This is a genomic window from Atopobium deltae (genome assembly GCF_001552785.1).
GTDB classification, from domain to species: domain Bacteria; phylum Actinomycetota; class Coriobacteriia; order Coriobacteriales; family Atopobiaceae; genus Atopobium; species Atopobium deltae.
In genome coordinates this window covers 164530-189768 of the sequence record NZ_KQ959507.1, presented here as the reverse complement: position 1 = coordinate 189768, position 25239 = coordinate 164530, and the positions used below count along the sequence as shown (strand labels likewise).

The 25239-nt window shown below is 52.6% G+C and carries 20 protein-coding genes, 2 tRNA genes and 1 other RNA gene; 11 read left to right on the top strand and 12 right to left on the bottom strand.

Features of this window, described 5'->3' with window-relative positions; translation table 11 throughout:
- Nucleotides 1-746: 746 nt before the first annotated feature.
- Nucleotides 747-1019 carry a DeoR/GlpR family DNA-binding transcription regulator gene (locus HMPREF3192_RS07045; RefSeq protein ID WP_269447689.1) on the bottom strand — a complete coding sequence of 91 codons (273 nt, stop codon included), beginning with the start codon at nt 1017-1019 and terminating at the stop codon, nt 747-749.
- Nucleotides 1001-1381 (bottom strand): DeoR/GlpR family DNA-binding transcription regulator, encoded by a 381-nt coding sequence (locus HMPREF3192_RS07040; protein ID WP_156422871.1) that lies wholly within the window; start codon nt 1379-1381, stop codon nt 1001-1003. Before HMPREF3192_RS07040 ends, HMPREF3192_RS07045 begins: the two co-directional genes overlap by 19 nt.
- A 121-nt stretch (nt 1382-1502) precedes the next feature.
- On the opposite strand from HMPREF3192_RS07040, the gene HMPREF3192_RS05100 reads away from it, so the two are divergent.
- The 4 genes from HMPREF3192_RS05100 (at nt 1503) to HMPREF3192_RS05085 (ending at nt 6260) form a co-directional block, all read left to right on the top strand.
- Nucleotides 1503-2645: an extracellular solute-binding protein gene (locus tag HMPREF3192_RS05100; RefSeq protein WP_066306031.1), complete on the top strand. Its 1143-nt coding sequence runs from the start codon at nt 1503-1505 to the stop codon at nt 2643-2645.
- A 306-nt stretch (nt 2646-2951) separates the two neighbouring features.
- A complete protein-coding gene (locus HMPREF3192_RS05095) occupies nt 2952-4625 on the top strand; it encodes an ABC transporter permease (protein WP_066306102.1) in 1674 nt (557 codons plus the stop codon).
- 10 nt (nt 4626-4635) lie between these two features.
- On the top strand, nt 4636-5763 hold the full coding sequence (locus HMPREF3192_RS05090; RefSeq protein WP_066306029.1) for an ABC transporter ATP-binding protein: 1128 nt from the start codon (nt 4636-4638) through the stop codon (nt 5761-5763).
- Nucleotides 5764-6011: 248 nt separating this feature from the next.
- The gene (locus tag HMPREF3192_RS05085; RefSeq protein ID WP_066306027.1) at nt 6012-6260 is read left to right on the top strand and encodes an ATP-binding protein; all 249 of its coding nucleotides are present in this window, start codon (nt 6012-6014) and stop codon (nt 6258-6260) included.
- Between the two features lie 102 nt (nt 6261-6362).
- Here HMPREF3192_RS05085 and HMPREF3192_RS05080 read toward each other — a convergent pair whose 3' ends face one another.
- Nucleotides 6363-6818, bottom strand: coding sequence for a hypothetical protein (locus HMPREF3192_RS05080; RefSeq protein WP_156422870.1), 456 nt, complete (start codon nt 6816-6818; stop codon nt 6363-6365).
- Nucleotides 6797-7132: a hypothetical protein gene (locus HMPREF3192_RS05075; protein ID WP_066306023.1), complete on the bottom strand. Its 336-nt coding sequence runs from the start codon at nt 7130-7132 to the stop codon at nt 6797-6799. Before HMPREF3192_RS05075 ends, HMPREF3192_RS05080 begins: the two co-directional genes overlap by 22 nt.
- Nucleotides 7133-7302: 170 nt before the next feature.
- Between HMPREF3192_RS05075 and HMPREF3192_RS05070 the strand changes: the two genes are divergently transcribed.
- Nucleotides 7303-8784 (top strand): DNA recombination protein RmuC, encoded by a 1482-nt coding sequence (locus HMPREF3192_RS05070; protein WP_197414568.1) that lies wholly within the window; start codon nt 7303-7305, stop codon nt 8782-8784.
- Nucleotides 8785-9560: 776 nt separating this feature from the next.
- On the opposite strand, the gene HMPREF3192_RS05065 is transcribed toward HMPREF3192_RS05070, so the two are convergent.
- Together HMPREF3192_RS05065 and rnpB are read right to left on the bottom strand one after the other, a co-directional pair.
- Nucleotides 9561-11456: a hypothetical protein gene (locus HMPREF3192_RS05065; protein WP_066306015.1), complete on the bottom strand. Its 1896-nt coding sequence runs from the start codon at nt 11454-11456 to the stop codon at nt 9561-9563.
- Between the two features lie 313 nt (nt 11457-11769).
- Nucleotides 11770-12189, bottom strand: an RNA gene (rnpB, locus tag HMPREF3192_RS05060) — RNase P RNA component class A.
- Between the two features lie 163 nt (nt 12190-12352).
- Here rnpB and HMPREF3192_RS05055 point away from each other — a divergent pair.
- Nucleotides 12353-13006: an IMPACT family protein gene (locus HMPREF3192_RS05055; RefSeq protein WP_066306012.1), complete on the top strand. Its 654-nt coding sequence runs from the start codon at nt 12353-12355 to the stop codon at nt 13004-13006.
- A 67-nt stretch (nt 13007-13073) separates the two neighbouring features.
- Here the strand turns inward: HMPREF3192_RS05055 and HMPREF3192_RS05050 are convergent, their stop codons facing one another.
- The 3 genes from HMPREF3192_RS05050 to HMPREF3192_RS05040 all read right to left on the bottom strand — a co-directional run bounded on the left by HMPREF3192_RS05050 (nt 13074) and on the right by HMPREF3192_RS05040 (nt 16764).
- Complete coding sequence (locus tag HMPREF3192_RS05050) at nt 13074-13604, bottom strand: cysteine hydrolase family protein (RefSeq protein ID WP_066306009.1); 531 nt, start codon at nt 13602-13604, stop codon at nt 13074-13076.
- A gap of 267 nt (nt 13605-13871) precedes the next feature.
- Nucleotides 13872-15377: a C1 family peptidase gene (locus HMPREF3192_RS05045; protein ID WP_066306007.1), complete on the bottom strand. Its 1506-nt coding sequence runs from the start codon at nt 15375-15377 to the stop codon at nt 13872-13874.
- A 25-nt stretch (nt 15378-15402) separates the two neighbouring features.
- Complete coding sequence (locus HMPREF3192_RS05040) at nt 15403-16764, bottom strand: C1 family peptidase (protein ID WP_066306005.1); 1362 nt, start codon at nt 16762-16764, stop codon at nt 15403-15405.
- A gap of 367 nt (nt 16765-17131) precedes the next feature.
- Between HMPREF3192_RS05040 and HMPREF3192_RS05035 the strand changes: the two genes are divergently transcribed.
- The 4 genes from HMPREF3192_RS05035 (at nt 17132) to HMPREF3192_RS05020 (ending at nt 20741) form a co-directional block, all read left to right on the top strand.
- The gene (locus HMPREF3192_RS05035) at nt 17132-18706 is read left to right on the top strand and encodes a CCA tRNA nucleotidyltransferase (RefSeq protein WP_082715662.1); all 1575 of its coding nucleotides are present in this window, start codon (nt 17132-17134) and stop codon (nt 18704-18706) included.
- A 193-nt stretch (nt 18707-18899) separates the two neighbouring features.
- A tRNA-Gln gene (locus tag HMPREF3192_RS05030) sits at nt 18900-18973 on the top strand.
- A gap of 22 nt (nt 18974-18995) precedes the next feature.
- Nucleotides 18996-19071 (top strand) — tRNA-Glu (locus tag HMPREF3192_RS05025).
- 419 nt (nt 19072-19490) lie between these two features.
- Complete coding sequence (locus HMPREF3192_RS05020; RefSeq protein ID WP_082715661.1) at nt 19491-20741, top strand: lysylphosphatidylglycerol synthase transmembrane domain-containing protein; 1251 nt, start codon at nt 19491-19493, stop codon at nt 20739-20741.
- 79 nt (nt 20742-20820) lie between these two features.
- Here the strand turns inward: HMPREF3192_RS05020 and sdaAA are convergent, their stop codons facing one another.
- The 3 genes from sdaAA to HMPREF3192_RS06820 form a co-directional block, all read right to left on the bottom strand.
- Nucleotides 20821-22395: an L-serine ammonia-lyase, iron-sulfur-dependent, subunit alpha gene (sdaAA, locus tag HMPREF3192_RS05015; RefSeq protein ID WP_066306002.1), complete on the bottom strand. Its 1575-nt coding sequence runs from the start codon at nt 22393-22395 to the stop codon at nt 20821-20823.
- 77 nt (nt 22396-22472) lie between these two features.
- Nucleotides 22473-24053, bottom strand: a complete 1581-nt coding sequence (gene gltX, locus HMPREF3192_RS05010) for a glutamate--tRNA ligase (RefSeq protein WP_231723368.1) — start codon at nt 24051-24053, stop codon at nt 22473-22475.
- 98 nt (nt 24054-24151) lie between these two features.
- On the bottom strand, nt 24152-24304 hold the full coding sequence (locus HMPREF3192_RS06820) for a hypothetical protein (protein WP_156422869.1): 153 nt from the start codon (nt 24302-24304) through the stop codon (nt 24152-24154).
- Nucleotides 24305-24685: 381 nt separating this feature from the next.
- Here HMPREF3192_RS06820 and HMPREF3192_RS05005 point away from each other — a divergent pair, with 381 nt between their 5' ends.
- Nucleotides 24686-24874, top strand: a complete 189-nt coding sequence (locus HMPREF3192_RS05005) for a hypothetical protein (RefSeq protein WP_066306000.1) — start codon at nt 24686-24688, stop codon at nt 24872-24874.
- Nucleotides 24875-25239 lie beyond the last annotated feature (365 nt).

Below are 25239 nucleotides of genomic sequence, written 5' to 3'. Positions count from 1 at the left end.
TTGGTCGCCAACAATCTCACTGACGACCATTTTTATCCCCAGAAGGCCTTCACTGGTCAGATAAAACTGAAGTTGAACTTATTAAAGGCCATGTGCTTGGTAACTGTAACCTCAAGAACTTCTCGGCTGTAAAGGAGTAGAGACAGACCTTGCCAATATCATAAAGATCATCCCTCAAGAGTCTGGTCTTGCTAAAAAAAGACAACATCATCTATGACACAACCTCAGGGGTTAAAAACTTAAATGGAGCACAAGATTTACCCCGTGCAGGATATTTAGGCGCAAGCTTTTCTTCTAACTTCCTCGCTGCTCAATAGGTGCAACAACCGCGGCCCACGTCTGGCAATGCAAGAGGTGGTTCTCGTTCAAAAAACGTTTCTTTTATTGCCACGATTGTGAGTATAATTTCCGTGAGTAGCGCCACGGTGTACGGTCGTGTCAGCAGCTAGTGCCGAGCGTGCCGAGAAAATCGACCGCGTAGCAGCGTGCGTCGAGAGAGAATGACGAGGACTAGAAACGAGCGATGGGAGGTACTATGGCAAACATTATTCGATGGATTATCATAATCATACTACACCTCTAGCGCCCTTTATACTGATACCGTTTATTGCGCTTCTTTTGCTCCTGGTAATTGTTGTTCCCTTTTTCATCTTACCGTTGTTTATCGATGCTATTGGCCATTTGGTCTGTGTCTTATCGTTTTATTCTTTGTGGCTAAGAGTTTCTTTAAAAAGTGTGGGGAAAAATTAAGGACGAGTAATGCGCTCGTCAGTAGCTTGCAGCCCACGCCAGCAGCCCGCGACGACCGCACACGCAGCACTCCAGCGCTTAGCTATCCAGTACCACGCAATTTTGTATTTGCTCAACAGTTCACGCCAGCGCTCGTCGAGGGGCTTATCGGTAATTAGCGCATCAATTTCCGAGAAGCTCGCTAGGCGATTGTACGACGTATGGTTAAATTTGGAGTGATCAGCCACGTAATAGGTGTTGGTGGCATGCTTTAAGGCCTGGCGACGGATAAGTGTCCACTGCTTGGTGGAGTCCGTGATGCCATTCTCGATAGAAATAAAGCGGCTGAGAAAAAGACCTTATCGACAAAATAATTTTCGAGCGTTTGAATGGCGATGTTGCCGTAAAACGCCTTTTCGGATGCGGAGTAAATGCCACCGGCACTAACCAGCTTAATGTGGGGTGCCGCCGAAAGCAGATTGATCATGGGTACGTTGTTGGTGAGCACGGTTAGATGCATGTTGGTAAACACGTTCAGGTGCATGTTGCTAAGCACGAACAGATGGATGTTGGCGCGAGCAGCATGCGATAAGAAACACAATATCGTGCAGCTTATCAGATAAATTGCAACACTTACCGATTTATCCTTCAATAAGGAGCATTTTCACGGCTCGATGCAGTAATAATATGGTTTATATACAAAATGAGTTGTATATGTTTACAATCGCGCGTAGCACAAGCTGTGCGCAGAGAGCCTGTATGGAGGCGTTGTCATGAGTAGTATTTTTTCTCGTAGAAGTTTTCTGAGAAGTACAGCCGCAGCGGCTGTAGTCGTTGGTCTTGGTGGGCTGACGGCATGCGGAAACAAGAAGGATGACAAAAAGTCGGGATCTGACAAAGAACTTTCCCGTATCGCTTCTCAAGAAATGATTGATGCAGCTAAAAAAGAAGGTAAACTTGTTGTCTATGGTTCGTGCGAAGAGTCTCACCTCGGTGCTGTTTGCAAGAACTTCCAAAAGCTTTTTGGTATCGAGACGCAATATCAGCGCTTGTCCACGGGTGAAGTTGCTTCCAAGATTGAAGAAGAGGCTGGTAACCCCTCTGCCGACGTCTGGTTTGGTGGCACCACCGATCCTTACAACGTAGCAATAACTAAGGGCTTGCTTGAGCCTTACAAGGCAAAGAACGCAAGCCACATTAAGAACGAGATGTTCATGGATAAGGACGGTCATTGGTATGGCGTCTACATGGGTATTCTCGGCTTCTTTACCAACAAAGACGAGATGAAGCGCCGCGGTCTTGAAGATCCTAAAGACTGGGCCGATCTTACTGACCCGAAGTACAAGGGCCTCGTGTGGCTGTCGAACTACAACACAGCTGGTACCGCGAAGCTGGTTATTAACACCGCTATTCAAAAGTATGGTCACGATGAGGGTATTAAATACCTTACTGACCTCGATAAGAACGTTGCTGTCTACACCAAGAGTGGTTCTGGTCCTTCCAAGAATGTCGGTACTGGCGAGTGCACCATCGGCATTGGTTTCTTGCATGATGCCATTTATCAGATTGTTGACAATGGCTATACCAACATCAACATGATCATTCCTTCGTCTGGTACCACCTTTGAGGTCGGCGCCACCGCCATGTTTAAGGGTGCCAAGAATCAAGCTGCTGCCAAACTGTGGATTGAATATGCCCTGTCTCCTCAGTGCGTCGAGCGCGCGCAAGAGGTCGGCGCCTATCAGTTCCTCGTTTTGGATGATGCGAAGCAGCCCGAGATTGCTTCTAAGTACGGCTTAGACCCAACGAAGGTCATGAAGTACGACTTCGAGGATGCTAAGAAGAACACCGAGCAGTACGTGAAGGATGTTATGGCAGCTCTGCATGGTGGCGACGATCGTTTTAAGACGAGCTAATCGTCGCTTTTGCGTGTGAGGTCAGCGGGTGAGCCCAGCTTTCATGAAGTGCGATGTGCGACATGGGTGCAAGGCGTGCGCTCGCAAACAACCTTTGTGTGATGAATCTTGAGGCACATAAGTGTACCTTATGTGCCTCAAGGATTTTGCTGGTTTGGTTTGTCTATGCATCAACGCCAGAACGCTTGATGCACCAATGAAAAAAGGGGTCTTATGGCGCACGACACAAGTAGCATAGTCGGCACAAGCAACCCGCGTAGCGGGCGTGCTCGACGCAGCCAAAGCTCTCATCTTGACTTCAAAAAAATGATGGGTGATCCGATTCTGGTTTCGACCATTGTTGTACTTATCACCTTTTTGACACTGTTTATCCTGTATCCACTTGCCATCTTGATGGTGGACAGCATCTTGGGCGAACATGGACCGACGCTCGATATTATCGCTCGCGTCCTTGCCATGCCGTCATTCGAAACAGCCATTACCAACACTTTATACGTTGGCTTTTTCGTCGGTATTCTCGCTACGCTTATCGGCCTGCTTTTTGCCTACGTCGAGGTGTACGTCTACCTCAAGAGTCGCCTGCTACGAGGGCTATTTAAAGTGGTTTCACTGCTGCCAGTTGTGTCGCCGCCGTTTGTGCTGTCGTTGTCGGTCATCATGCTTTTTGGTAAGGCTGGCATTATTACGCGCAATCTGTTGGGCATCTACGACAACAATGTCTACGGCTTTTGGGGTATTGCACTGGTGCAGACGATGACATTTTTCCCCGTGTGCTACATGATGTTTCGCGGCTTACTTCGCAATATTGATCCGTCCCTCGAGGAGGCTGCGCGCGACATGGGGGCTTCTCGTTGGAAGGTGTTTACCTCGGTGACGCTGCCGCTCATTTTGCCAGGACTGGGCAACGCGTTTTTGGTAACCTTCATCGAATCGATTGCCGACTTTGCCAACCCCATGCTTATTGGTGGCTCGTACGATACGCTTGCGACCTCGATTTATTTGCAAATTACGGGCGCGTACGATAAGCAAGGCGCCGCAGCCATGGCCGTGGTGCTGCTTGCGATTACGCTTACCATGTTTGTGGTGCAAAAATACGTACTCGAGGCAAAGAGCACGGCGACGCTGACGGGTAAAGCCGCCCGCGAGCGCATGCCTATTGCGGATGTCTCGGTGCGTTTCCCCTTAAGTGTGATGTGCGGCTTGCTCGCGCTGTTCGTCATTACGATGTATTTATGCGTGCCCTTGGGTGCGATGTTTAAGACCTGGGGCTACGACTTTTCGCTGACCTTTAAATGGTTTGAGCAGGTCTTTGAGCTGCACGATGGCTTCCAAGCCTTCCGCGATTCGTTTATCTTATCGCTTATTGCGTCGCCCATCTGCGCGCTTTTGTCGATGATCATTTCCTACTTGGTCGTGAAGCGCCGCTTTGTGGGCAAAGGTTTTATCGAGGCGGTATCCATGCTTGCCATGGCGGTTCCTGGAACGGTGCTTGGTGTCGGCTACATTCGCGGCTTTTCGGGCGGTTTGTTCCATCAGGGGCCGCTGCAGTGGTTATACGGCTCGGCCGCTCTTCTCATCATCGTATTTGTCGTGCGTTCGCTGCCCACGGGTACGCGTTCGGGTATTTCGGCGCTGCGCCAGATCGATAAATCCATCGAGGAATCGGCCTACGACATGGGCGCCAACAGCTTCCAGGTATTTATGACGGTGACCCTACCGCTTATTAAGGACTCGTTCCTCAGTGGTTTAGTGACGGCGTTTGTGCGTTCGATTACCGCGATTTCGGCCATTATTCTGTTGGTGACGCCGGAGTTTTTGCTCATTACGGTTCAGATCAACGAGTTTGCCGAGAAGGGCGCCTATGGCATAGCCTGCGCTTTCGCAACCATTTTGATTCTTATTACCTACGGTGCCGTTATTCTGATGAATATCGCCATTAAGTTCTTTGGCACAAGCGCATCCATCAACGCAAAGGAGTAGTCGACAAGTCATGGCAAAAGAAAAGAAGGGCGTGCGCCTTGAGCACGTATCAAAAATTTATCAAGATCCCAAAACGAAAAAAGATTTTTATGCCGTCCACGACGCCAACATCACGATTGAGCCGGGCGAGTTTGTCACGCTGTTGGGCCCCTCGGGCTGCGGCAAGACGACGATTTTGCGCATGATTGCGGGCTTTGAATCTCCCGACGAAGGCGAAATCTTTTTGGCCGACGAGCCCATTAACGCGCTGACCCCCAACAAGCGCGACACAGCTATGGTCTTTCAGAGTTACGCGTTGCTTCCGCATTACAACATCTTCGATAACGTTGCCTACGGCCTTAAGCTGCGCAAAATGGATGCCGCGACCATTCGCTCCAAGGTTGAGCATATCTTAGCGCTCGTTGGCCTCGAGGGTATGGAAGACCGCCGCACCAATCAGCTTTCGGGCGGACAGCAGCAGCGAGTTGCTCTGGCCCGCGCGCTGGTCATTGAGCCAGGTGTGCTGTTGTTTGACGAGCCGCTTTCGAACTTGGACGCAAAGCTGCGCGTTGACATGCGCACCGAGATCCGCCGCATTCAGCAGGAAGCGGGCATTACGGCGATCTACGTCACACATGACCAGTCCGAGGCTATGGCCCTTTCCGATAAGATCATCGTCATGAAGAAGGGCATTATCAACCAGATTGGCGACCCGCATACGATTTATCATCGCCCCTGTGACGAGTTTGTTGCCGACTTTATTGGCGAGTCCAACTTCCTGCGTGGGCGTGTGGTCGAGCTTGATGACAATGAGGCGGGCGGCCCCGATGCGGCGGGCGGCGAGAATACCGTCGATGCTATTTCTGGCGTCGCCGAGATCGAAGGTCACAAGATTCCCGTAGCGCAGATCGCAGGCAAAGTGGTGGGGGATGACATCACCCTGGTCTTGCGCCCCGAGTCGGCTCACGTTGCCGACGAAGGCGTGCTTCCGTGTGAGGTGGTTCTATCTCGCTTTATGGGTCACTACCAGCACTATCATGTGCAATGTGAGTCAACCTTGGTAAAGATCACCGAGTTCAATCCCAAAAATAAGCACATCTATGAGGTGGGCGACCAGGCGTGGCTTGCGTTTGATAAATACGATGTGCATGCACTGTAAGAGCTACCCGTGGCCGTACTTGCCGCGTCAGCTGCATCATCCGCAGCCGCAGACTCAGCCCGCGCCGCCCAACCCACCATACCCAGAAACGCCATCAAGTTGAACCCCGCAAAAGAAAATCAACCATACGAGTCTAAACAACTCGTCGCGCAAGATCCCAAAGGTGTTTCCAAAGCGTCCAGGGAACGGACACTGGTCACGCCCTCGAGAACGTTGTCCATTTTGAGCTGCTGCGCCGTGGATACGACGTGGCTGTCGGCAAGATCGGTACCCTCGAGGTAGATTTTGTTGCAACCAAAGCTGCCGAGAAGATCTACGTGCAAGTAACCGAGAGCATGATCGATGAATCCGTCAGACAGCGTGAGCTTAGGCCCTTGCAAAAAGTGTCCGACAACTACCAAAAACTGGTACTTATCCTCAATACACCCCTCGAGGATGAATACGATGGCATCCAGGTCGTCGATGTCATTGACTGGCTTTTATCGACTGACTCGTGAGCTTAAGGAGTGAGGTGCTCGGAGGAGTCGATGTAGTCAGAAGAGCTGATGTACTCGGATTAGCTGCTGTAGTCGCACTTGGCATTCCATGGTGCCTGGCACTCAAAGCGCCTTGACATCACTTAGCGCTCTTCTCGTCAGGCGCACCGAGAATGGATTGCAAGAGATACGAGTGCTTGCCGCGACGGGGGAGGTCGCTTTAAAGTAACGCTGATCCAACATGAGTCCGCGTTTCTCAAGAGCCTCAAAAAATTGCTCAAATGACATGATGTTGTTGAGGGAGTGCTCCAGTGCCGCAAGGTTTTGAGCTACGCGTTTTCTTGCTTTACAGCGCTCATCAGCCGACATGGGTATTGGCGCCTTTTCCGCCATCAGTTCGTCGCTTATGGTCGTGCTGAGCATCAGCTCCACTGCTATGTGTCTTATATGTCTGGCCTCATTGCTTACGCTTGGCGTACTGTTTTTGTCGGTCTTCTCGGCAATGCGCTCGGCGTCGTGTTCGGCGTTTCGCGCGGCAGCGCTTAGCAGTCGCGCGCTTAGAAGGATCGCGCTTGGCAAGGTCGTGCCAAGCAGCGTCGTCGTGCTTCGATGATGTATACTCCGACGGGGCGGCATAGCCCGAATAGTCGGGGAGCACAAAGTGAGTGCTTTTCGGAAGTCTGCTGCGCTGGTAGCTGCTTGATGCACTTTTTGTAGGCCTGCGCGCTCATGACGCTGTTTGTGGGGGTAACGGCCCAAAAGACCGAAGCGTTAGCGACGGCGGCAGCATCGGCATCAGCAACAGCGACAGTGTCGCTGTTGTCGTAGCCATCAGCCGAATTAGCCGAATTGACGTCAAAATTGTGCATGCCCATCCTATTCATGTCGTCCATAGATAACTTTCTTTTCTCGTAAAGAGCGCTCGCAAAGCGAATATGTAAATCGCGTGCGCAGTGCGAGCGTTGTAATAATCTTTTTGCATCTATGTACGAACAACGAATGGTGAACGTTGAACTATGTCTTTGGCATAGTATACCATTAATGGTGCTTTGGGATCATTGGTTTGCACAGTGCTGACCCCGCGAGCAGCATCGGTTCGTGCAGCGTCGATCCCGCGAGCAGCGTTGACTATCATCGAAAGGTTTGTATGGACACCAACATTGTACTGGCACTTCTCGTCTCAGCAGTATTTCTCGTCATCGGCGTTATTATCGGCAACTTTTTGGGCAAGGCGTCTCAGAAGCAAGCTGACGCACAAGCGCTGTCGGAGCTGCAGCTCGAGGCGCAGTCGTACAAAAGCCAAATGGAGGCAACGGCTCAGCAAACACAGCAGCAAGCCGAGTACCTCAAGCAGCAGCTCATGCAAGCACAGCAGGCCCGCGACGAGGCGCAGCACGCTCACGAGATCTATGTGCAGCAGCAGATGCAAAATCAGACCAAGGCCGAACAGCAAACTTCGCGCGTCTTACAAGCTTTTGCGCCTGTTCAAACAAACCTTCGTGCGCTACAAGATAAGATCAACGAGGTCGAGAATGGCCGCAAAACCGAGATGGGTTCGTTGGCCACGCAGCTTGCAGGTCTCAAAAAGCAGCAAGAGGATTTGCACGCAACGACCAATTCTCTGTCGCAGGTGCTTAACAACAACCAGGTGCGTGGCGCTTGGGGAGAAGCGCAGCTCAAAAATATTGTGGAATCCGCTGGTCTTCTCGAACACGTCGACTTTGACACGCAGGTTGCCACTGGCGCAGGCACAGGTGGGGGAGCAGGTGTTGCAGCGGGCGTGGGCAATGCGGGCTCGGCTGCCGCAAGCCACATGGCAAGCTCCGTGAGCACGATGGGCGGCCTTGGCTCTCAGCACACGAAGCGCCCCGACATGGTTATTTACCTGCCTGGCAACAAAGCCATACCCGTGGACTCAAAGGCACCGTACAACGACTTTATGCGCGCGTCGCAGATTTCTGGCACAGCCAGTGAGCTGGAGCTTTCTGCCCGCGCCGATCTTCTCAAAAAGCATGCACAGGCTCTCAAGAAGCATATCGATACCCTTGCCAGCAAAGCTTATTGGGAGGCGTTTGACCAGTCGCCCGAGTTTGTTATCGCCTTTATTCCCAACGAGGCGCTGTTGCGTGCGGCGCTCGAGGCAGATCCGACGCTTTTGGACTACGCCTTTAGTAAGCGTGTGGCGCTTACCTCGCCTGTGAGCCTGTGGAGCGTGCTTAAGTCGGTGGCGTTTGCCTGGCAGCAGCAACAAATCACAAGCGACATGAAGGACATTTTAAAGACGGTACAGGATTTGTATAAGCGCATCTCAACGCTCGGGAGCCGCACGACCAAGCTCGGCAAAAGTATCGTTTCGACCGTGAGAGACTACAATAGCCTCGTCACCTCGATGGAAGGCCGTCAGGGCATTTTGCCCACTGCACGCAAGCTGAGCGCGGTGGAGCTTTCGCAAACGATCGACGAGGTGCATGAACTCGATAGCGCCGCTACCGACGTGAAGGCGCTGACGTCTGCCGAACTTAGCACGCCCGAGCAGCCATCGTAAATGTTCGAGAAGCTCAACTAGCCGAGAAACCCTCGCGCCTGTTGCACCACAAACACATTTTATTGCTTCATTTTTGTTTTATAGCCATCTCTTTCCTATCAAGTAGTGGATGCTGGAAGAACGTTATGTTCTTCCAAGGAACTTTTTATGATAGGAGATGATCAATCGTGACCTCACGAATGAACAAAGCTTTGGGCGTAGGTAAAGTTTGAGCTAAAGCTTGCGCCTAAATATCCTGCACGGGGTAAATCTTGTGCTCCATTTAAGTTTTTAACCCCTGAGGTTGTGTCATAGATGATGTTGTCTTTTTTTAGCAAGACCAGACTCTTGAGGGATGATCTTTATGATATTGGCAAGGTCTGTCTCTACTCCTTTACAGCCGAGAAGTTCTTGAGGTTACAGTTACCAAGCACATGGCCTTTAATAAGTTCAACTCAGTTTTATCTGACCAGTGAAGACCTTCTGGGGATAAAAATGGTCGTCAGTGAGATTGTTGGCGACCAAATAAATACTGATATCTTATATCGCGCAGTATGCAATGGGCTGCTCGCAATATGGGTATGCCCAACTAGCTCAATTGAACACCACCATTCGTACCATTGGTGATCAAAAAAGTTGGTCCACAAAAAAGCTGGTCCACATCGTAGAAGTGAACCAGCTTACATATTATGTGAATGCATAAGAGCGAGAAATGCTTTTAAGCATTTAGATAAAACTCATGTGACGACCTGTGGTGGCCAGCTTTGGTTTTATCGAGCCGTGTGCCACGACTAAACTTAATTGTCTTGCTTGTTGCGCTTTGCGGCAAAACGACTTGCGCCAAGAAGACCAGCACCTGCGAAAGCGATAAGATCAAAGGCTCCAGCAACAAAGCTGTCACCAGTCTTGGGCAGGTTTTTGCCAGACTTCTTAGCAGCTGCTTTCATGTGTTTGGGTGCTGCTTTTTGTGCTTTATGGGCACGCTTATGTGAGGCTTTAGCATCGCCAGACTGCTGATCGTGCAGGTGCTGCTGATACGCTGCCTCAAGCTCGGTATAAATCTGGCGAGCGCGGGTGAGGTCTGCTTGCACGTTGGCCAGTGCTGCCTTGGTCTCGGCAAGCTCCTCAGCAGCGCGCGTCTTTCTCGTCTGCGCCTCGGTAACAGCAGCCGTAGCGGTGTCTACCGCTTTGAGGGCGTCAGCATGCTTTTGTTTTTGCAGCTCTAAAGACTGTAAATCAGCGGTAGCCTGGGCGAGCCTAACCTTTGCTTCGTTGATAGCCTTCTGTGCCTCGGTGTCGATTCGCTTATCGTCTTTGTGCTTACGCTCAGCGCGTTCGGCTTTGGCGATAAGCGTGGGCAGATCGTGCGTTAAGTCCTGTACCTTTGTGTTCACGTCACGAAGCGATTCCCGAATGGTGTCAAGGGCATCGGTGGCCTCTTCAAGCTCTTGAGTGCTCTCCTCGATGCTTGCTTCATCGGCAGCTTTGGCATCGTCGAGCGTGGTTTTAAGGTCTGTTTCTTCTTTTTGTAAACGCTCAACCTGCTGCCGCAAACTCTTGAGTTTTGTTTTAGCTGCAGCAAGCCCTTCTTTCTTGGTCTTCTCGTCAAGGCGAGCCTGGGGAAGATCATTGTTGGCTGCATCGCGCTCGGCCGTGCGTGCACGAAGCTCCTCTTCGGCGCGTTGCGTGTCCTGAATGTTCTTGTCCTGCGCCTTCTTCTTGTCGTCATACCAACTCTTTGCAATGTTGTATGTGGCAATGTTTTCCGGGGAAGGGTTGCGATTCTTCATAGCTTCGGCCTCATCAAGGCCCTGCTTAAAGGTGGCAAGCGCTGAGTCGATCGTCTTTTTTTGGGTCTTCAGATTGGCAATCTGCTTGTTGAGCTCTTGGATCTTTTGGTCTTTTTCGGCGATCGTTTTGGCGAGCTCAGCGATGCGTTGGGTGGCGTCCGCGAGTTCTTTTTCAGTTTTGGTGATAAGGGCCTGCTGTTGACCAGCCTCTGTTTGCTTGCCGACAAGCTCGTCGTGCTTCTCGCGCTTGGCCTTCTCGGCATTTTGCAGGCGCTGAGCTGCTTCGCGCTTAACCTCTTCAAGGTTTTTGGTGGCCTGCGTCTTGGTCTTCTCGGCAGCAGAAAGCTTACCTTTAAGCTCTTCTTGCTGTTTCTGTAGCTCGCTCAACTGCTTTTTGGCATCGTCTACCTTGGCATGCGCAGCAACAGAAGCCTTGGCCGCGTCGGCCAGCTTGCCCGCGGCGATCTCTTTGTTATGCTCGGCAGCCTTGACATCCTGCTGAGCCAGCTGCTGTGCCTCGAGCTTGGTCTTGTGGGCGGCGGCATCAACAGCGGGAGTTTTCTTCAGGTTTTCCTGCGCCTCGTTTAAGGCCTGCTGCTTTTTTTTGAGCGTTGCAGCGGCGTCTGCATCGTGCTCGGTCGCCTGTTTGACGTGCTCGGCAGCCTCGGCAGCCTTTTTCTCGGCTTGCTGCATCGTGGCGCGAGCAGCCTCAACAGCCTCCTTGGTGGGGGCGGGTTTTTGATTGGCTTGCATAACCCGCGCGTTTGCCGCGGGGCCAGCGGGGTTGGTTGCGTCAAGGCCAGCGGCTGCGTTGCGGGCGGATACTGCAAAAGCGGGGGTGACACTTTGAGTTGCAACAAGAAGGCTTGTTGCAACAGCAAGGGCTTTCTTTGCCTGCTTCATGTTACGCGTTTCTCCTTTATCTAGACGGTCTGTACGCGAATGAGGGATACATTGTATAAAAAAGTACCCGCTTTGGCTTTAAGTTTAGGTTCAATAAAATGGATTTTTCAAATAACTTAACAGCCGTGGGAAGTGGCACAAAATAGCAGGTAAACGAGCTGTTTTTTCGTCTATCGAGAAGACCGTCCGCTTGCAGCAAATGTATAAGCGTGTGTGTCCACAGTAGCTTAAAAATACTGTATTTTGCCTGAAAAAGGCTACAATTGTAGCTAAAAAAGTTGGTCTCAATAAACAGTGAAATGTATATTATAAAATGCGAAGTGAGCCTATAAGCCGGGTTCTGTCGTGGACGATCATTTATCTACGCATCCGTGTTACCACGATGCTCTAGCGCGCAACCCGAGCGCTCAGCGGGCAGCTTCGCCGCGCTCCTATTTGCGTTTGCTCCAGATGGGGCTTGCCAAGCCGCCGTATTGCTACGACGCTGGTAGTCTCTTACACTACCGTTTCAGCTTTTCTCTTACCCGCTTGCCACGTTGACCTGTCCTAGACAAGTTGTGCGTGTCGCGCAGGCAGTGGGAGTCTTCTTTTCTGCGGCGCTTTCCGTCGGATTTCTCCGCCTGGTCGTTAGCCAGCATCGTGCCCTGTGGAGCCCGGACTTTCCTCATATGCATGGCTGCGGCAGATATATACTTATCTACAGGCACGCATCCGCGATCGTCGAGCTCACTTCGCATGAGAGATTGTAGCACATTGCGCCGCTCGCTTGTGCGCTTTGCGTCGTACACTCCCGCACATTGCACTAGCGCTTGCGCGCTTTGGACCCCACGCAGCACGCCGTTCGCCTGTTTGGCGCTTTATGCCCTGCGCCCTGCACCCGCACAAAAGGAACAAGCATGCAGTCAGGAAAAAACAGCTATACCACGCTTAAAGCCGAGGTCGTCCATACAGCAGAATATGTCGAGAAGCGCAGCCGCTTTATTGCGGCGCTCACGCAGGTGACTACACCCGAGCAGGCGCAAGCGTTTATCGACAGCGTTCGCGTGCAGCACTACGACGCGCGGCATCACGTGTATGCGTATCGTTTGTCGGATGGTTTTTGCAAGGCTTCCGATGATGGAGAGCCTCAGCGCACGGCGGGTTTTCCCACGCTTGATGTGCTCAAAGGCCAAGATTTGCAGGATGTATGTTGTGTGGTAACGCGCTATTTTGGAGGCACGCTTCTCGGTCCTGGAGGGCTTGTTCGGGCGTATACTACCGCGACGCAAAGGGCTTGCGAAGCAGCTCGCACGGCTGGAGATCTGCAGATAATGGGCTTGTGCGTGTACGTTCGCTGTCAGGTTTCGTATGCGCTATACGAACGCGTGGCACGTATGGCAACGGACGCTGGTGCAAGTCAAGTTGACGCCCAATTCGCCGCCGACGTTGAGGTGACGTTTTTGTTTGAAGCGGGCACACAAGCTGCATTTTTACAGACTCTCGAGGATCTTTTTGCTGGCGAGAAGCCCTACGAAGTAAGTGACCCCGTCTTCGTGGCGCGGTCGGTGTAGCGCGCTTTAATGTAATGCGGTCTTACTCGCCGAACTTCTCGGCCAAGTGCATGGCCATCTCGGCCAACTACGCCTTGATGTGTACCTGGCAAACTTTCATAGTCTCGAGTGCACGTTTGTGACTTTCGGGCGTCACCCCCGCGCAGCACTTCTCTTCCACCACGATGGGCACCTCTGGAAGTCCCGCCTTAATAATAAATGCGTTCGAGATGACACAAATGTCGGTGCACAAACCAATAATCGTGAGCTGCTCAATCGTTTGCGTCGCGGCGAGCTCTTTGAGGTAGCTCATGAGCGCCAGACTGCCAAATGCAGGCTTATCAAAAATTTTCGCCTGCTGCGCAAAGGGGAGAAGGGCGTCGACAAGCTCGCGACCATGTGTTCCTACGATACAGTGCTTGACGGGCAAATTCTTGCCCTCTTGTGTTGAGAGGTAGCGCTCGGTGTGCGTGTCGCGGGTGAAGATGAGAAGTTCGTCGTTTTGCAACGCCTGTTTGACACGTTCGGTAACGGGTTGCACGATGGCCTCGGCTTCTTTTGTTCCCAACGCACCATCGACAAAGTCATTTTGCATATCGATAACTACCAGTACACGCATGGCTTACTCCTTTTACTGGGCGCTACATGTTGTTATGCGCAGGCGCCGTGAAACGTTGTAGACGCGATCTATAGACGACTCTATACCTTTAAACTGCGCATACAAGCATATGGTAAATAAACTACAATTACTTAATATATTCTGATAATTTCGGGAAAAATAAAAACGTGCACCAACCATTTGATTGATGCACGTTTCATAATTAAAAGGCGTTTGTAGGCGAGTGTTACTTACTCGCTAATGTCGTGTGCTGCGCCTAAGCGTACGCTACTTGCAAGCGCCTAAGCCCCGAGCAATGTTGCTCCAAGGATCTGCGTCAACAGCCTCGGCGTTATTCCACAAATCGCGAATCTCATCAGGCAAGAACTCGCGACGGACGATAACCTCGCCGCCGTAGGTGCGGAACCAGTCGGCCGTCATATATAAATAACCATCCTTACCGCAGTCTTTACCCCAGCTATTCTCGACACGCCATGCAACAGGCTCGCCGTTCTTATCGAGCTCAACGCCCTGGAAGGTCATTGCGTGAGTTAGGCAGGTTTCGCCCATGTCGAGCATATCGGTGCGCTCCATGCGCAGATCCATACCAAACAGGCCGTTCAGATCTAGGCCATCAAGGGCAAGCACATTGTTGAAGTCCTTGATGCAGCGTGGGAACTCCTGCATAACATCACAAGCCATGCTGACGGGCTCACCTGCTTTGAGCTGGGCAATCGCTGCCTGCTCGAGGACAGTCTGGTTCACGTTGAGGAAGCGATTCTTCATGCCGCCCTCGACGCTGTCGATGCTGCGAACGTGGTATACCGTGTTCATCTTTGCTGTGCTGCTGGGCATGAAGACGATCTCGGCATAATCATGCGGATCAAAAGGAACGTAGCGCTGGGCAAATTCTTGCGGGGTGATGTGAGGGTCGCGCAAGATGCGTTTGACGTCGTCGACTTTGGAGGTGGCATCGTCTTTGGCGTCGTCGTCGGCGGAGTCAGCCTTCGCGCCGACGGTCTTCTCGTCCTTCTTATCCTTAGGCAGGACCTCCTCGAGCTTCGAGGCGTCTACCTTGCATTTTTTACCGACATGCACTTCAAAATCAAAATGCGCGGGCGGCTCGCCCAAACAAATGCAGAGCATCTTGTACACGTCAGACAGCAGCTCCTGCTTTTTGGCCTGCAGCTCCTCCACACCAGCACCTGCCGCAGCCGCCTTGCGCAGAATGGCTGCGTCACGGCGAAGCAAACGCTCAAGCTGGGCATCCATCTGCTCGGACGCCTTGGAGCAGGCGGTCTCAGGCATAACGTCCTTGGGAACGAGGCCCCACTTGGCAATAAGGTTCATGGCAAATACCCAGTAGCCGCCATCACCCATACCGTCCGAAAGGACGCTCATGAGCTCGCGGTCATCGAGGGGCTTATCAGCCAGGCGAATAATATTCTCCAAAAACGCGTTGGCCTTTTCGAGCTTGTCGTAAAACATGCCGTATGCCTGCGAAAACTCAAAGGTCTCGACGTCGAGCAGCTTGATGGTCGCAGCGCGCGCGACGTTAAAGGCCGAAAACATCCAGCAGCGGCCACTATGGCGCTGGTTGGTGATGTCGCCCGTGTGAGGCAGCTCGACTGAATACGTCTCGTGGTACGTGCGCATGTGGTTGTAATCGCGTGCGGCGGGCATAACGTCCATCGAGGTGACGGCGTTGCGGGCAACGCGATTTGCGCGGTCTGCCGAGAAGTTCGCGGCTTGCTGATGCGCCCACGTAGCATCAACAGTGGTGGCATTACTCATGGTGATAGATCCTTCCGGTTAAACGTTACGCCTTGACGCGTGCGAGCGAACCCATGGGATCCCACGGAGCAAGCTCAATGGCCTCGAGGTTCTCGTATGCATCACGTTGCGCGTCAGTCAAATACTTCTTGTCGACAACGACCTGGTAGACATACTCGTCAAACCAGGGATCCGACAGGGTATTAAAGCCCTCGCGTGCGTGATCCTTACCCCAGCTATTCTCGACCTTCCACATAGCGGGCTTGCCGTCGGCATCAAAGCGAACGCCTTCCAGCACCATAGCGTGGGTCATGAGCGACTCGCCGTAGTCCAGGCGCTCGGCTTTGTTGAGTGCACCCATAATGGGGAAGCCAAACAGGCCGTCGATGTCGAGCGCGGCGGTATCCATGATGCCCTCATTGCGCAGATACGACTGGTCAACGTCGCAACCAAACCAGACGGGCAGGTTGTCCTTGAGCTGTGCAATAGCCACGCGCTTGAGCTCGGCGGGTTCAAGGTTAAGGTAGCGTACTTGGCCATACTCGTAGACGTTGCCCAGGCGCGACACGGTAAAGACCTTGTTAAAGGGCTTATCGGCCGTCGGCGCCGAGATCAGCGAGACGTAATCGTCCAGATTCATCTTGACGGTCTTCTCGAAAAATTCCTGTGGCGTAAAGTTGCCCGAAAGGACCAGCTTGTCGTCCTTATCGCGCAGGCGAACCTCAAAGTTCGCGGGGGGCTCGCCCAAGGTGATGACAAGCAGACGATAAATCTCGCTCATCATTTCTTTTTTCATGCTCAGAAGATCGTCGTCGGAAGCACCAGCGGCCTTCGTCTCGCGCAGGCGCTTTGCAGCCCCGCGCAAATAACGGGTCAGATAAGTGTCCAGGTCGTTGGTGCACGAAGAGTTTGCCGTCTCGGGCATGGCCTCTTTGGGGCACACACCGTACTTTTTGACGAGGCTCTTAAACATGTCCCACTGTCCGCCATCGCACATGGGGTCGGTCAGCAAATAGCTCACCAAACGACCATTCAAAGGCTCGTCGGTGGTGTCGATGATATTCTGCAAGAACCAGTTGCATTTCTCGAGCTTATCGAAGAACAGCGGGTAGGCCTGCGAAAGCTCAAAGGTCTTCAAGTTGAAGTTTTGCATGATGCGAATGCGGAAGGTGTTGAGCGACGCAAACATCCAGCAACGACCACTTCGCTTTTGGTCGGTGCGTTCACCCTGCTTGACCTCGATGTCAAAGATCATGGCGTTATTGGCGATGGCTTCGGGAACGCGAGCCACAGCGCGCACGCCCTTTGAAGTTACGGCATTTTTAGCAACAATGTTGGCACGCTCGGCGATAAAATCCTCGTGAGCGGCAGCAATATCATTAAACGTTACTGATAAAGCTTCATGCATGGGGGTCTCCTCATTCTAGTGCGTAGGGTTTTGTTACGAGCTCACGCGCGGGCGGATGCGACGTCAGCGTATCGGCGTAAGCACTTCACGTGCGCCGTTAGGTGTCCAGCCACGTTACCGTGCGCGGTTAGGTTTGCGTGCGCCACCAAGCGTCCAGCCACGTTAATGAGCTGTATAAAAGCATAGCATGCACCCCTGCGAAAATCTGAATTGTTAACATGCTTTTAGTATCAAGCTATACTAAGTACATATCTTGAAGAAAAATCTTGAAGAGAAACTCCTGTTGAAGCTCCCGCACAGGCGTCCTGCAGCCAAGGACACACACGTCCCGCCCACATACGGGACACATCAGCAGAAAGTAGGGACGATGTCTGACGAGAAGACCGCACGTGCTGACAACCCCGCCAAGCACCCCACCGATAAACCCAGCGTAACGCCGTGCACCACCGCCAGTAGCGAAAACTTCTTTGTGTTGCCCTCATATGCGCTGTATATCTTGCAGCTGATCGAAGACGCTGGCTATGAAGCCTGGGTTGTGGGAGGCTGGGTGCGCGATGCTCTTCTCGGCAATCCGTCCCATGATGTTGACATCTGCAGCAATGCACCGTGGCAAGCTACTGCGCAGATCCTGCGTGACGCTGACATCGAGGTGCACCTTACGGGTACGAAGCACGGTACCATTACCGCCGTGTGCGACTGTGAACCTGACGGTCGCAATGAATCCGATGCTCACAATACACCTGATGGTCGCAATAAACCCAGCGGTCGCAATACACCTGCCGCACGCAAGCCTGTCGAAATCACCACCTACCGCGTGGAGTCTGGCTATTCGGACGCGCGCCACCCCGATGAAGTGCGCTTCGTCGATTCCATCACGCAGGATTTGTCGCGTCGAGACTTCACGATCAATGCGATGGCGTATCATCCGCGGCGCGGCCTGTACGATCCCTATGACGGCCACGCCGATCTTCTCGCTAGCTGCATTCGCGCGGTGGGCGATCCCTACCAGCGCTTAAGCGAGGATGCCCTGCGCGTTTTGCGAGCCCTTCGTTTTGCAGCGCGCTTTGATTTTGCTATCGAGAAGACTACCCAGCGGGCAGTTCGCTCCTGTGCACCACAACTGTCGCGCATCGCACAAGAGCGCATCGGCACCGAGCTTCGGGGCATTATTGCCGCAGGTCGCATGCCCTGGGCGCTTGCCACCCAGCAAGAGGTTATGGTCGCAGCTATTCCCGAAATAGGCGAGATGGTCAACTTTGATCAGCACACGCCGTATCATTGCTACGACCTCTACAATCACGCCATTCAGGTTGCAACTGCAGCGGAATCGTTTTCGGGCGGGCTGGCGTCGGAGCGCCTGCGTTGGGCATCGATGTTTCATGACATCGCCAAGCCGCGCTGCGCCATCTACGATGCTGACGGTCGTGGTCATTTTTACGGCCATCCCGAGGCGGGTGCTAAGATGGTCAAAACCATTTTGCGCCGATTGGCCCTGCCCAAGTCGCTCGTAGATAGCTGCGTTGACCTCGTGCGCTTTCACGATCGTCCCGTCAAGCCCACCCGCCATTCGGTCCTGCGCTTCATGGCCGACCTCGACAAATATTGTCCCGACATGGCGCTGCCCCTTGCGTTTGAATCCTTCATTTTGAAGCGCTCCGATGCACTGGGCAAAGCCAAGCCTTACCGCGCTTACGCACTGGAGATCGATAAGATCGAGGCGGTGTTGCGTCGTCTTCTGCAGGACGGTACGATCGTCTACCGCATCAAGGATTTGGTTGTGAGCGGTCGCGATATTATCAGGCTCTTTGACGATACCCCTGGTCCGTGGGTTGCCGCGCAGCTCGAAGATATTTTGCGCGAGGTGGTTTATGGGCGTCTCGAGAATACCGTCGAAGCGCAGCTTGCGTGGCTGTCGAGAAAAACGGTGGAGGAGTGGAACTGATTTGCGCGCCACCAGCGCGCGGACGGTCTTCTCGCCAGGAGTTGTAGGTGATTTGTGCATAAGTGAAAAGCCGACGAGATTTTTTAATTTAGCCCTTGCGCTTGCGATAAGAATAACGTAAAGTACATTCTTGCGTTTGAGCGTGTAGGTCTGTTTGCGCATCTACTCGCGCAGGTGTGTAGGACGTATCCGTTGGGACGTCGTCTAATGGTAGGACAACGGATTCTGGTTCCGTCAGTGGGGGTTCGACTCCCTCCGTCCCAGCCACAAGTCCTACCTTACATAGTATGGCCCGTTCGTCTAGCGGTTAGGACGCCGCCCTCTCAAGGCGGAGATCACCAGTTCGAATCTGGTACGGGCTGCCATGAATGCAAAAGGCCAGTTTATCTGGCCTTTTTACATAACATGGTGATTTTACACACATTTTTGCCCGGTAGCTCCTAAGTTTCGGGCCAGTGTACTCCATACCCATAATTCAATCATTCCTTATTTTCCGCTTTCATTTTTCCAGCTATAGATTACTCTCTATTTAGAAAAGTTTTATAATTCATACAGCTTTATTTGGGTTCGCACTTTTAAATAAGGGGTCCTCTTCAACATGCGTAATATGCGTAAAATTTTAATGATGTGTGCTTATGACACCGCAAAATCGGCTTTGTGCGTCCACGAAAACGATGATGCTCTTCTGATGGTTTGAGCACGCTGTAGCTGACTTTACACAGTGAGTTCTGTATCATAGGTTGGTATCAATGCACTACCTGCAGCACAAACGTTTTGGAGATACATGTCCTCAAAGCATAAGATAACACCACCCATTCACAAGGCGACGTTGCATAAGATAACATCAGGCGCACCAAAGCCGCGTGTCGCTGTCAAAGACGACAGTATTTCGAGCGCTCGCAAAGGCGCCAAGTTTTTGGCTGTCGTCGTTGTGCTGTATGTTGCATATCTCGTGTTCACAGGCCAGGTTGCAAGTTTTATTTCGGCTCTTGCGAATGTCGATAAGGCCTGGATTTTTGGCGCAGTTATCTGTTTTATCTTCTACTTCATCTTTGGCGTTCTTGCATACGCCATTGCCGTGTGGCTCGATCCCGATTCGCCCGTGGGCATTCGTGACCTTATTAGTGTTGAGGCTTCAGGCATCTTTTTTGGCAACCTGACACCCATGATGGCGGGAGCCGTTCCTTCGCAGATTGTTCGTTTGACGCGTACTGGCCTTGGTGCCGCAGAGGCATCGGCGACACAGTTTACGCGTTTTATTATGTTCCAGCTAGGCGTGGTGCTTTTTGCCGCGCTTGCGCTCGTAGCAAAGCTGGAATTCTTCTTCCAGACCTACGGCAACATCGTTATTCTCAACCTCTTTGTTTTTGCCGTGCACTTTCTTGAGCTGCTCATTCTGTTTGTGATTTGCCTTTGTCCAGGTTTCGTGAAGCGCTTTGGCAACCTTATGCTCGCGTGGGCGCATAAACACAAGTTCCTCAAAGATAATTCCAAGCTCGACGAGCTTATCAACACGAAGGTCGACGAGTTTGCCGATTCGTTTAAGCGCGCCGCCGTACATATTCCCAGCATGCTCTTAACGCTGGTAGTTACCATGCTGCAGCTAGCTGCGTTGTATATGATCCCGTGGTTCGTGCTGCGTGCCTTTGGTGACGATGCTGACTTTTGGGCCTGTTTAGCTGCGGGTTCGATGGTGCAAATGATTGCAACCGCCGTGCCATTTCCAGGGGGTACGGGTGGCGTCGAGTCAGGCTTTGCGCTGTTCTACGGTCCTTTATTTGGACCAGTGGCAACGGCGGGCTATTTAGTCTGGCGCATCATTACCTTCTTCGCGCCGACGATTTTATCGGCACCATTGTTGGGCCTGCGATCGCATAACTCGCTGTCGATTCGCTATCGCTGGGATCGTATGATGGGCCGCTTGCCAAAGAGCGCTTCTCATGGTCGCGCCCGCGTTGGCGTTGGCATGTCTGGCGAGAAGGCCGCTGCACTCGCCGCTAAAAAATCCAAAGAACAAAAAGAGCGCCGCTCGTAAGCGACGCTGCAATAACCTATTTCTGTTTGTTGCACTGCATGTAGCGCTGTGGGACGCTTGTTCGTGCGCGCCGTTGAACTTATCCGCAGGCGCGGCAACTCAGGCACGAAGGAGCAGTTGCCAGCCCACCAAGTGCGGTTTCGCGCAGGCTTGCAGGAATGGCCTTACCCACATCGTACATAACGCTGACCGCATCATCAAAAGTGACGGGGCATCCCACGTTCGAAAGCGCGAGCTGCGCTGCCGAAAACGCATCCGAAACGCCAATCGCATTACGATCCTGACAGGGAAATTCCACAAGGCCGCGCACGGGGTCGCACACCAGGCCCAAAAGGTTTGCGATCGAAATCGACGCCGCTTCAAGTGCCTGCACTGCGCTGCCACCATGCAGCTCAACCAATGCTGCTGCTGCCATAGCTGCAGCGCTTCCAACTTCTGCCTGACATCCGCCCTCGGCGCCTGCCACGCTCGCGTTGCGGGTGATAATAGCGCCAATGGCCGCAGAACACCACAGGGCGTTGAGGACGTCCTGCTCAGAAGAACCAAGCGATTCAGCGCAGGCTAACACGGCACCGGGTACGACGCCTGCCGAACCCGCCGTTGGTGCAGCTACAATCACGCCCATGGCGGCCGAGCGCTCGAGCACTGCCATCGCACGAGCGACGGCGCGTGTAAGCGTGGTTCCCAAAAGGCTGGGGGCAAACTCATTGGCATGTTTGGCAACCTCTTGTGCCTGTCCATACAAAAAACCACCCAAGGATTTTTGCGGAGACGTCAACGGTTTGGTCGATTCTTCTTCCATCACCTGAGCCACGTGCGCCATGCGCGTATGCTGGGTCTGCACATCGCTGGCGTTAAGTTCGGCCTCGCGTGCTGCCATAATCTGACCAATGGAGCGATGCGTCTTTTCGCATAATGCCAGCAACTCCGCGCCATTATCAAAACCATAGGTCAGCTGTACATCGGGAGCAACGTCGCTGGTACCAGGCACTTTTACGGTTGCGGTTTCCACGATGTGCGGAAGTTTGTGAATGGCCTGAATGAATGATGCGTCAAGTGGCTCGTCCGTCTCGACAATCGTGTAGGCACGTCCGCCACGACTTTTTCGATAGGTGCGAATGGTGGCGATGTTTGCCTTGATGTCCGAGAAGAGCTTGGTGATCGACGCTAACACACCAGGTCTGTCCCAGTGGCCTACAAAAAGGGTGGGGTAGTCGCCAGTAAGATCCACTTCAACGCCATTGATGGAGCTTAAGCGCACGCGCCCGCCGCCCAGCGACTCGCCACGAACCTCGAGGGTGTTGCCCTCGGTAGTGGTCATGCAAATATCAACGGTGTTGGGGTGAAGGCCAGGGTCATCGCCCGCTTCCTCGAATTCGATCTCGACGCCCGCTTCTTTTGCGAGGTCAAACGAGTGACGCATGCGTGTGTCGTCGGGCATAAGACCCAAGATGCCCGCGACGAGCGCACGGTCGGATCCGTGGCCTTTATAGGTGTGCGAGAAGGAATTGTGCAAGACGAAGCGCACGTGCTTGAGCGGATCGTTAACGAGCGATCGTGCAACGAGTGCCAAACGCGCCGCCCCTGCGGTATGAGAGCTGGATGGCCCCACCATAATGGGACCCAGAATTTCGAATGCTGATGTCGTCATCATAACCTACCTACGAACTACTCGCGACTATGCTCACTAGCGTATTGGTACCCGCATTATGTTCGCGCATACCTTTCGTGTTATTCCTGTGCATACTGGCGCGCCTGCGCAAGGCGTGCAAGCGTCAGCTCGCGTCCGAGCAGCTCAATGGACTCGCCGAGCGGCGGAGACACCTGATTACCGCAAACGGCCACACGCACCGCTGCATAAAATTTACGCTTGTTCGTCTCGAGCGCCTCGAGTACCTGCGCGAGTTTCTCGTCAATGTGTTGTGCAGTCCATTGCGCGTCATCGAGCTGCCTCAGTCCATCAAGCGCGCCTTGTACAAAGGCGAGCGTACCAGGTTTTGCAAGGTTTTTATCGACACTTTTTTGATCGTAGAGAAGATCGGTGCTCTCGTACAAAAAGCGTGCTTTGTCGACCACTTCGGGTGCGAGTTTGACGCGCGGCTTCAAGATGGCTGCGAGCAGCTCGTACCACGCGGTGGAGTGCAGCAATGCCGCCGCGTCGTCATCGTCGATGGCATCAGCGGGGCTGGTGCCATCGTTGCTGGCGCTGCCGACGGGGTCGCCGCCAGCCTCCTCCAGTCCCGCCGCGCGAAGCTGAGGAACCAGTACCTCGCGGGCGTAGGCTTCGTCGGTCTTCTCGGCAAGATAACTTGCGTTGATCCAGTCGAGTTTTGCCTGGTCAAACGTGGCAGGATTTTTGGAAACGTGATCGAGCGAGAACTTTGCGGCAAGGACATCGCGCGGAATGATGGTCGTCTCTCCATCGAGCGCCCAGCCCAGCAAAGCGAGGTAGTTGATAAAGGCCTCGGGGTCGTAGCCCGCATCGCGATACTGTTCAACGCTGGTGGCACCGTGGCGCTTCGAAAGCTTTTTGCCATCGGCGCCCAGAATCATCGAGATGTGCGCAAAGGTCGGTACGGGTGCGCCCAGCGCCTCATACACAATGATTTGACGAGGCGTGTTGGACAGGTGATCGTCTCCGCGGATAACGTGTGTAATGTGCATGGCAGCATCGTCAACGACAGTTGCAAAATTGTAGGTGGGCGTTCCGTCCGAGCGGAAGAGGATAAAATCGTCGAGCTCTTTTGCGTTGAAGCGCACATCGCCGTGCACTGCGTCATGGACGATAAGATCACCGCGATCCTCAGGAACCTTGATGCGAATGGTGTAAGGCTCACCTGCATCTACGCGTGCTTGTGCTGCTGCTTTGTCCAGTGAGCGGCAGGTGCGCTGGTATCCCTGGAAGGGGTCATGACGCTGTTGCGCGGCTTTTCGATCGGCCTCGAGCTTCTCGGCAGTGCAAAAACAAAAATAGGATTTGTCTTGCGCGACTAAGCGAAGTGCTGCCTCGCGGTAGAGCGACAAGCGCTCGGTTTGCCAGTAGGGGCCATAGTCTCCGCCAACCTCGGGGCCTTCGTCCCAATTGAGTCCCATCCAACGCATTGCACGTAGGATTACCTGGGTATTCTCGTCAGTTGAACGTGTGGGATCGGTGTCGTCAATGCGCAGGATAAACACACCGTTGTTGGCTCGCGCAAAAGCCCAGTTATAAATTGCTGTACGTGCACCACCGATGTGGAGCTTTCCTGTGGGGGAAGGCGCGAAGCGGACGCGCACAGGTTGCGTTTTTGATTGGGGCATTGTTGAGAACATGTACACTCCTTGTGAGCAGAATTTGACAGAACAGTTATGAAATGCGAATAGTTTTATCGTTGGCTATTATAAACTTCCGAGCGGCACTCATATCTTTATCAAAGGCAACCGTCCAAAGCATAATATTTTTCCATCTCGTCAAACGTTACGGTTTCGAGTTTTCCAGTTCCATAAACTTGCACAGCTTGCAAAATCTCATCTGCGAAGAGAAGTTCATCAAGCTCGTCGTCACAATGTGTTGTCGTATGCATGGAGCCCTCCATTTATCAAAATTTCACCTGCTTTTAGTGGATTTAGAACAGTATATAACAGGTGCTAGAAGAGGGCATGAAGAGGCCCGGTGTAAGGCTGAAAACAACTAACAATCTTTTATAAAAACTGCAGTCAGCTTCTATAAGAAACTTAAAAGAAATTTTTTATAAAAATTCGTGCGTTTTGGCAGAGTACCACGTAAAATAAATTACAGCATGTTATAGAGAAGGAACGTGATACTGACACAATAGACCAAAAGGATTGCCGATTATGAAGAAACCAACAGCGCATGTACAAAAGCCAGCTGCGCTTATGCTCAGAGCTCTTATCGTTTTGCCGCGCGCTTATCGCGCGTAACCACCCCGCTTCAAACAACCAAAGTGGGCGAGCATCTCACCGCCACCTGGGACGACTTGTACAAAATTCTAATCGTCACGGGTCACAGCGAGCTCAGCCGCAAACTGTGGATGTCCGAAAAATCCAACCGTTGCGGCTGGGCCAAAAAGGTCATCTTCCAGCCCACTGAAGGCAAAAAAGCTGCCTTTTTTGGTTACAGCGGCTTTGCTTAACGTTTGAGTCTCATCTTATTTTGAACTTTATGGGATACGGTTCCCAGGCAGTCATACAAACAAACAAACAGACAGACAACAGCATAGCTTATGCACATGTTCACTGTTTTGCCTTACAAGGTTTTCGTATGTACCCACAAGATCTTCTCGTCAGGCATGAAGAGGTCGTTTATAATCACAAGTACTCGTCAAGAGGTACCCGCATTATCTGCGGAAGCGACTGACATCCAAAAGTCAGCATCCGCAAAAGTGCAGGGGACATAGAGCCGAGGGACCGAGCCCGATGACGCTCCGGCAACCGATTTCAAAAGCGAAATGCGGTGCCAACTCTCGGCGGAGCTGCTGCTTGAAGGTGGTTTCGGAAA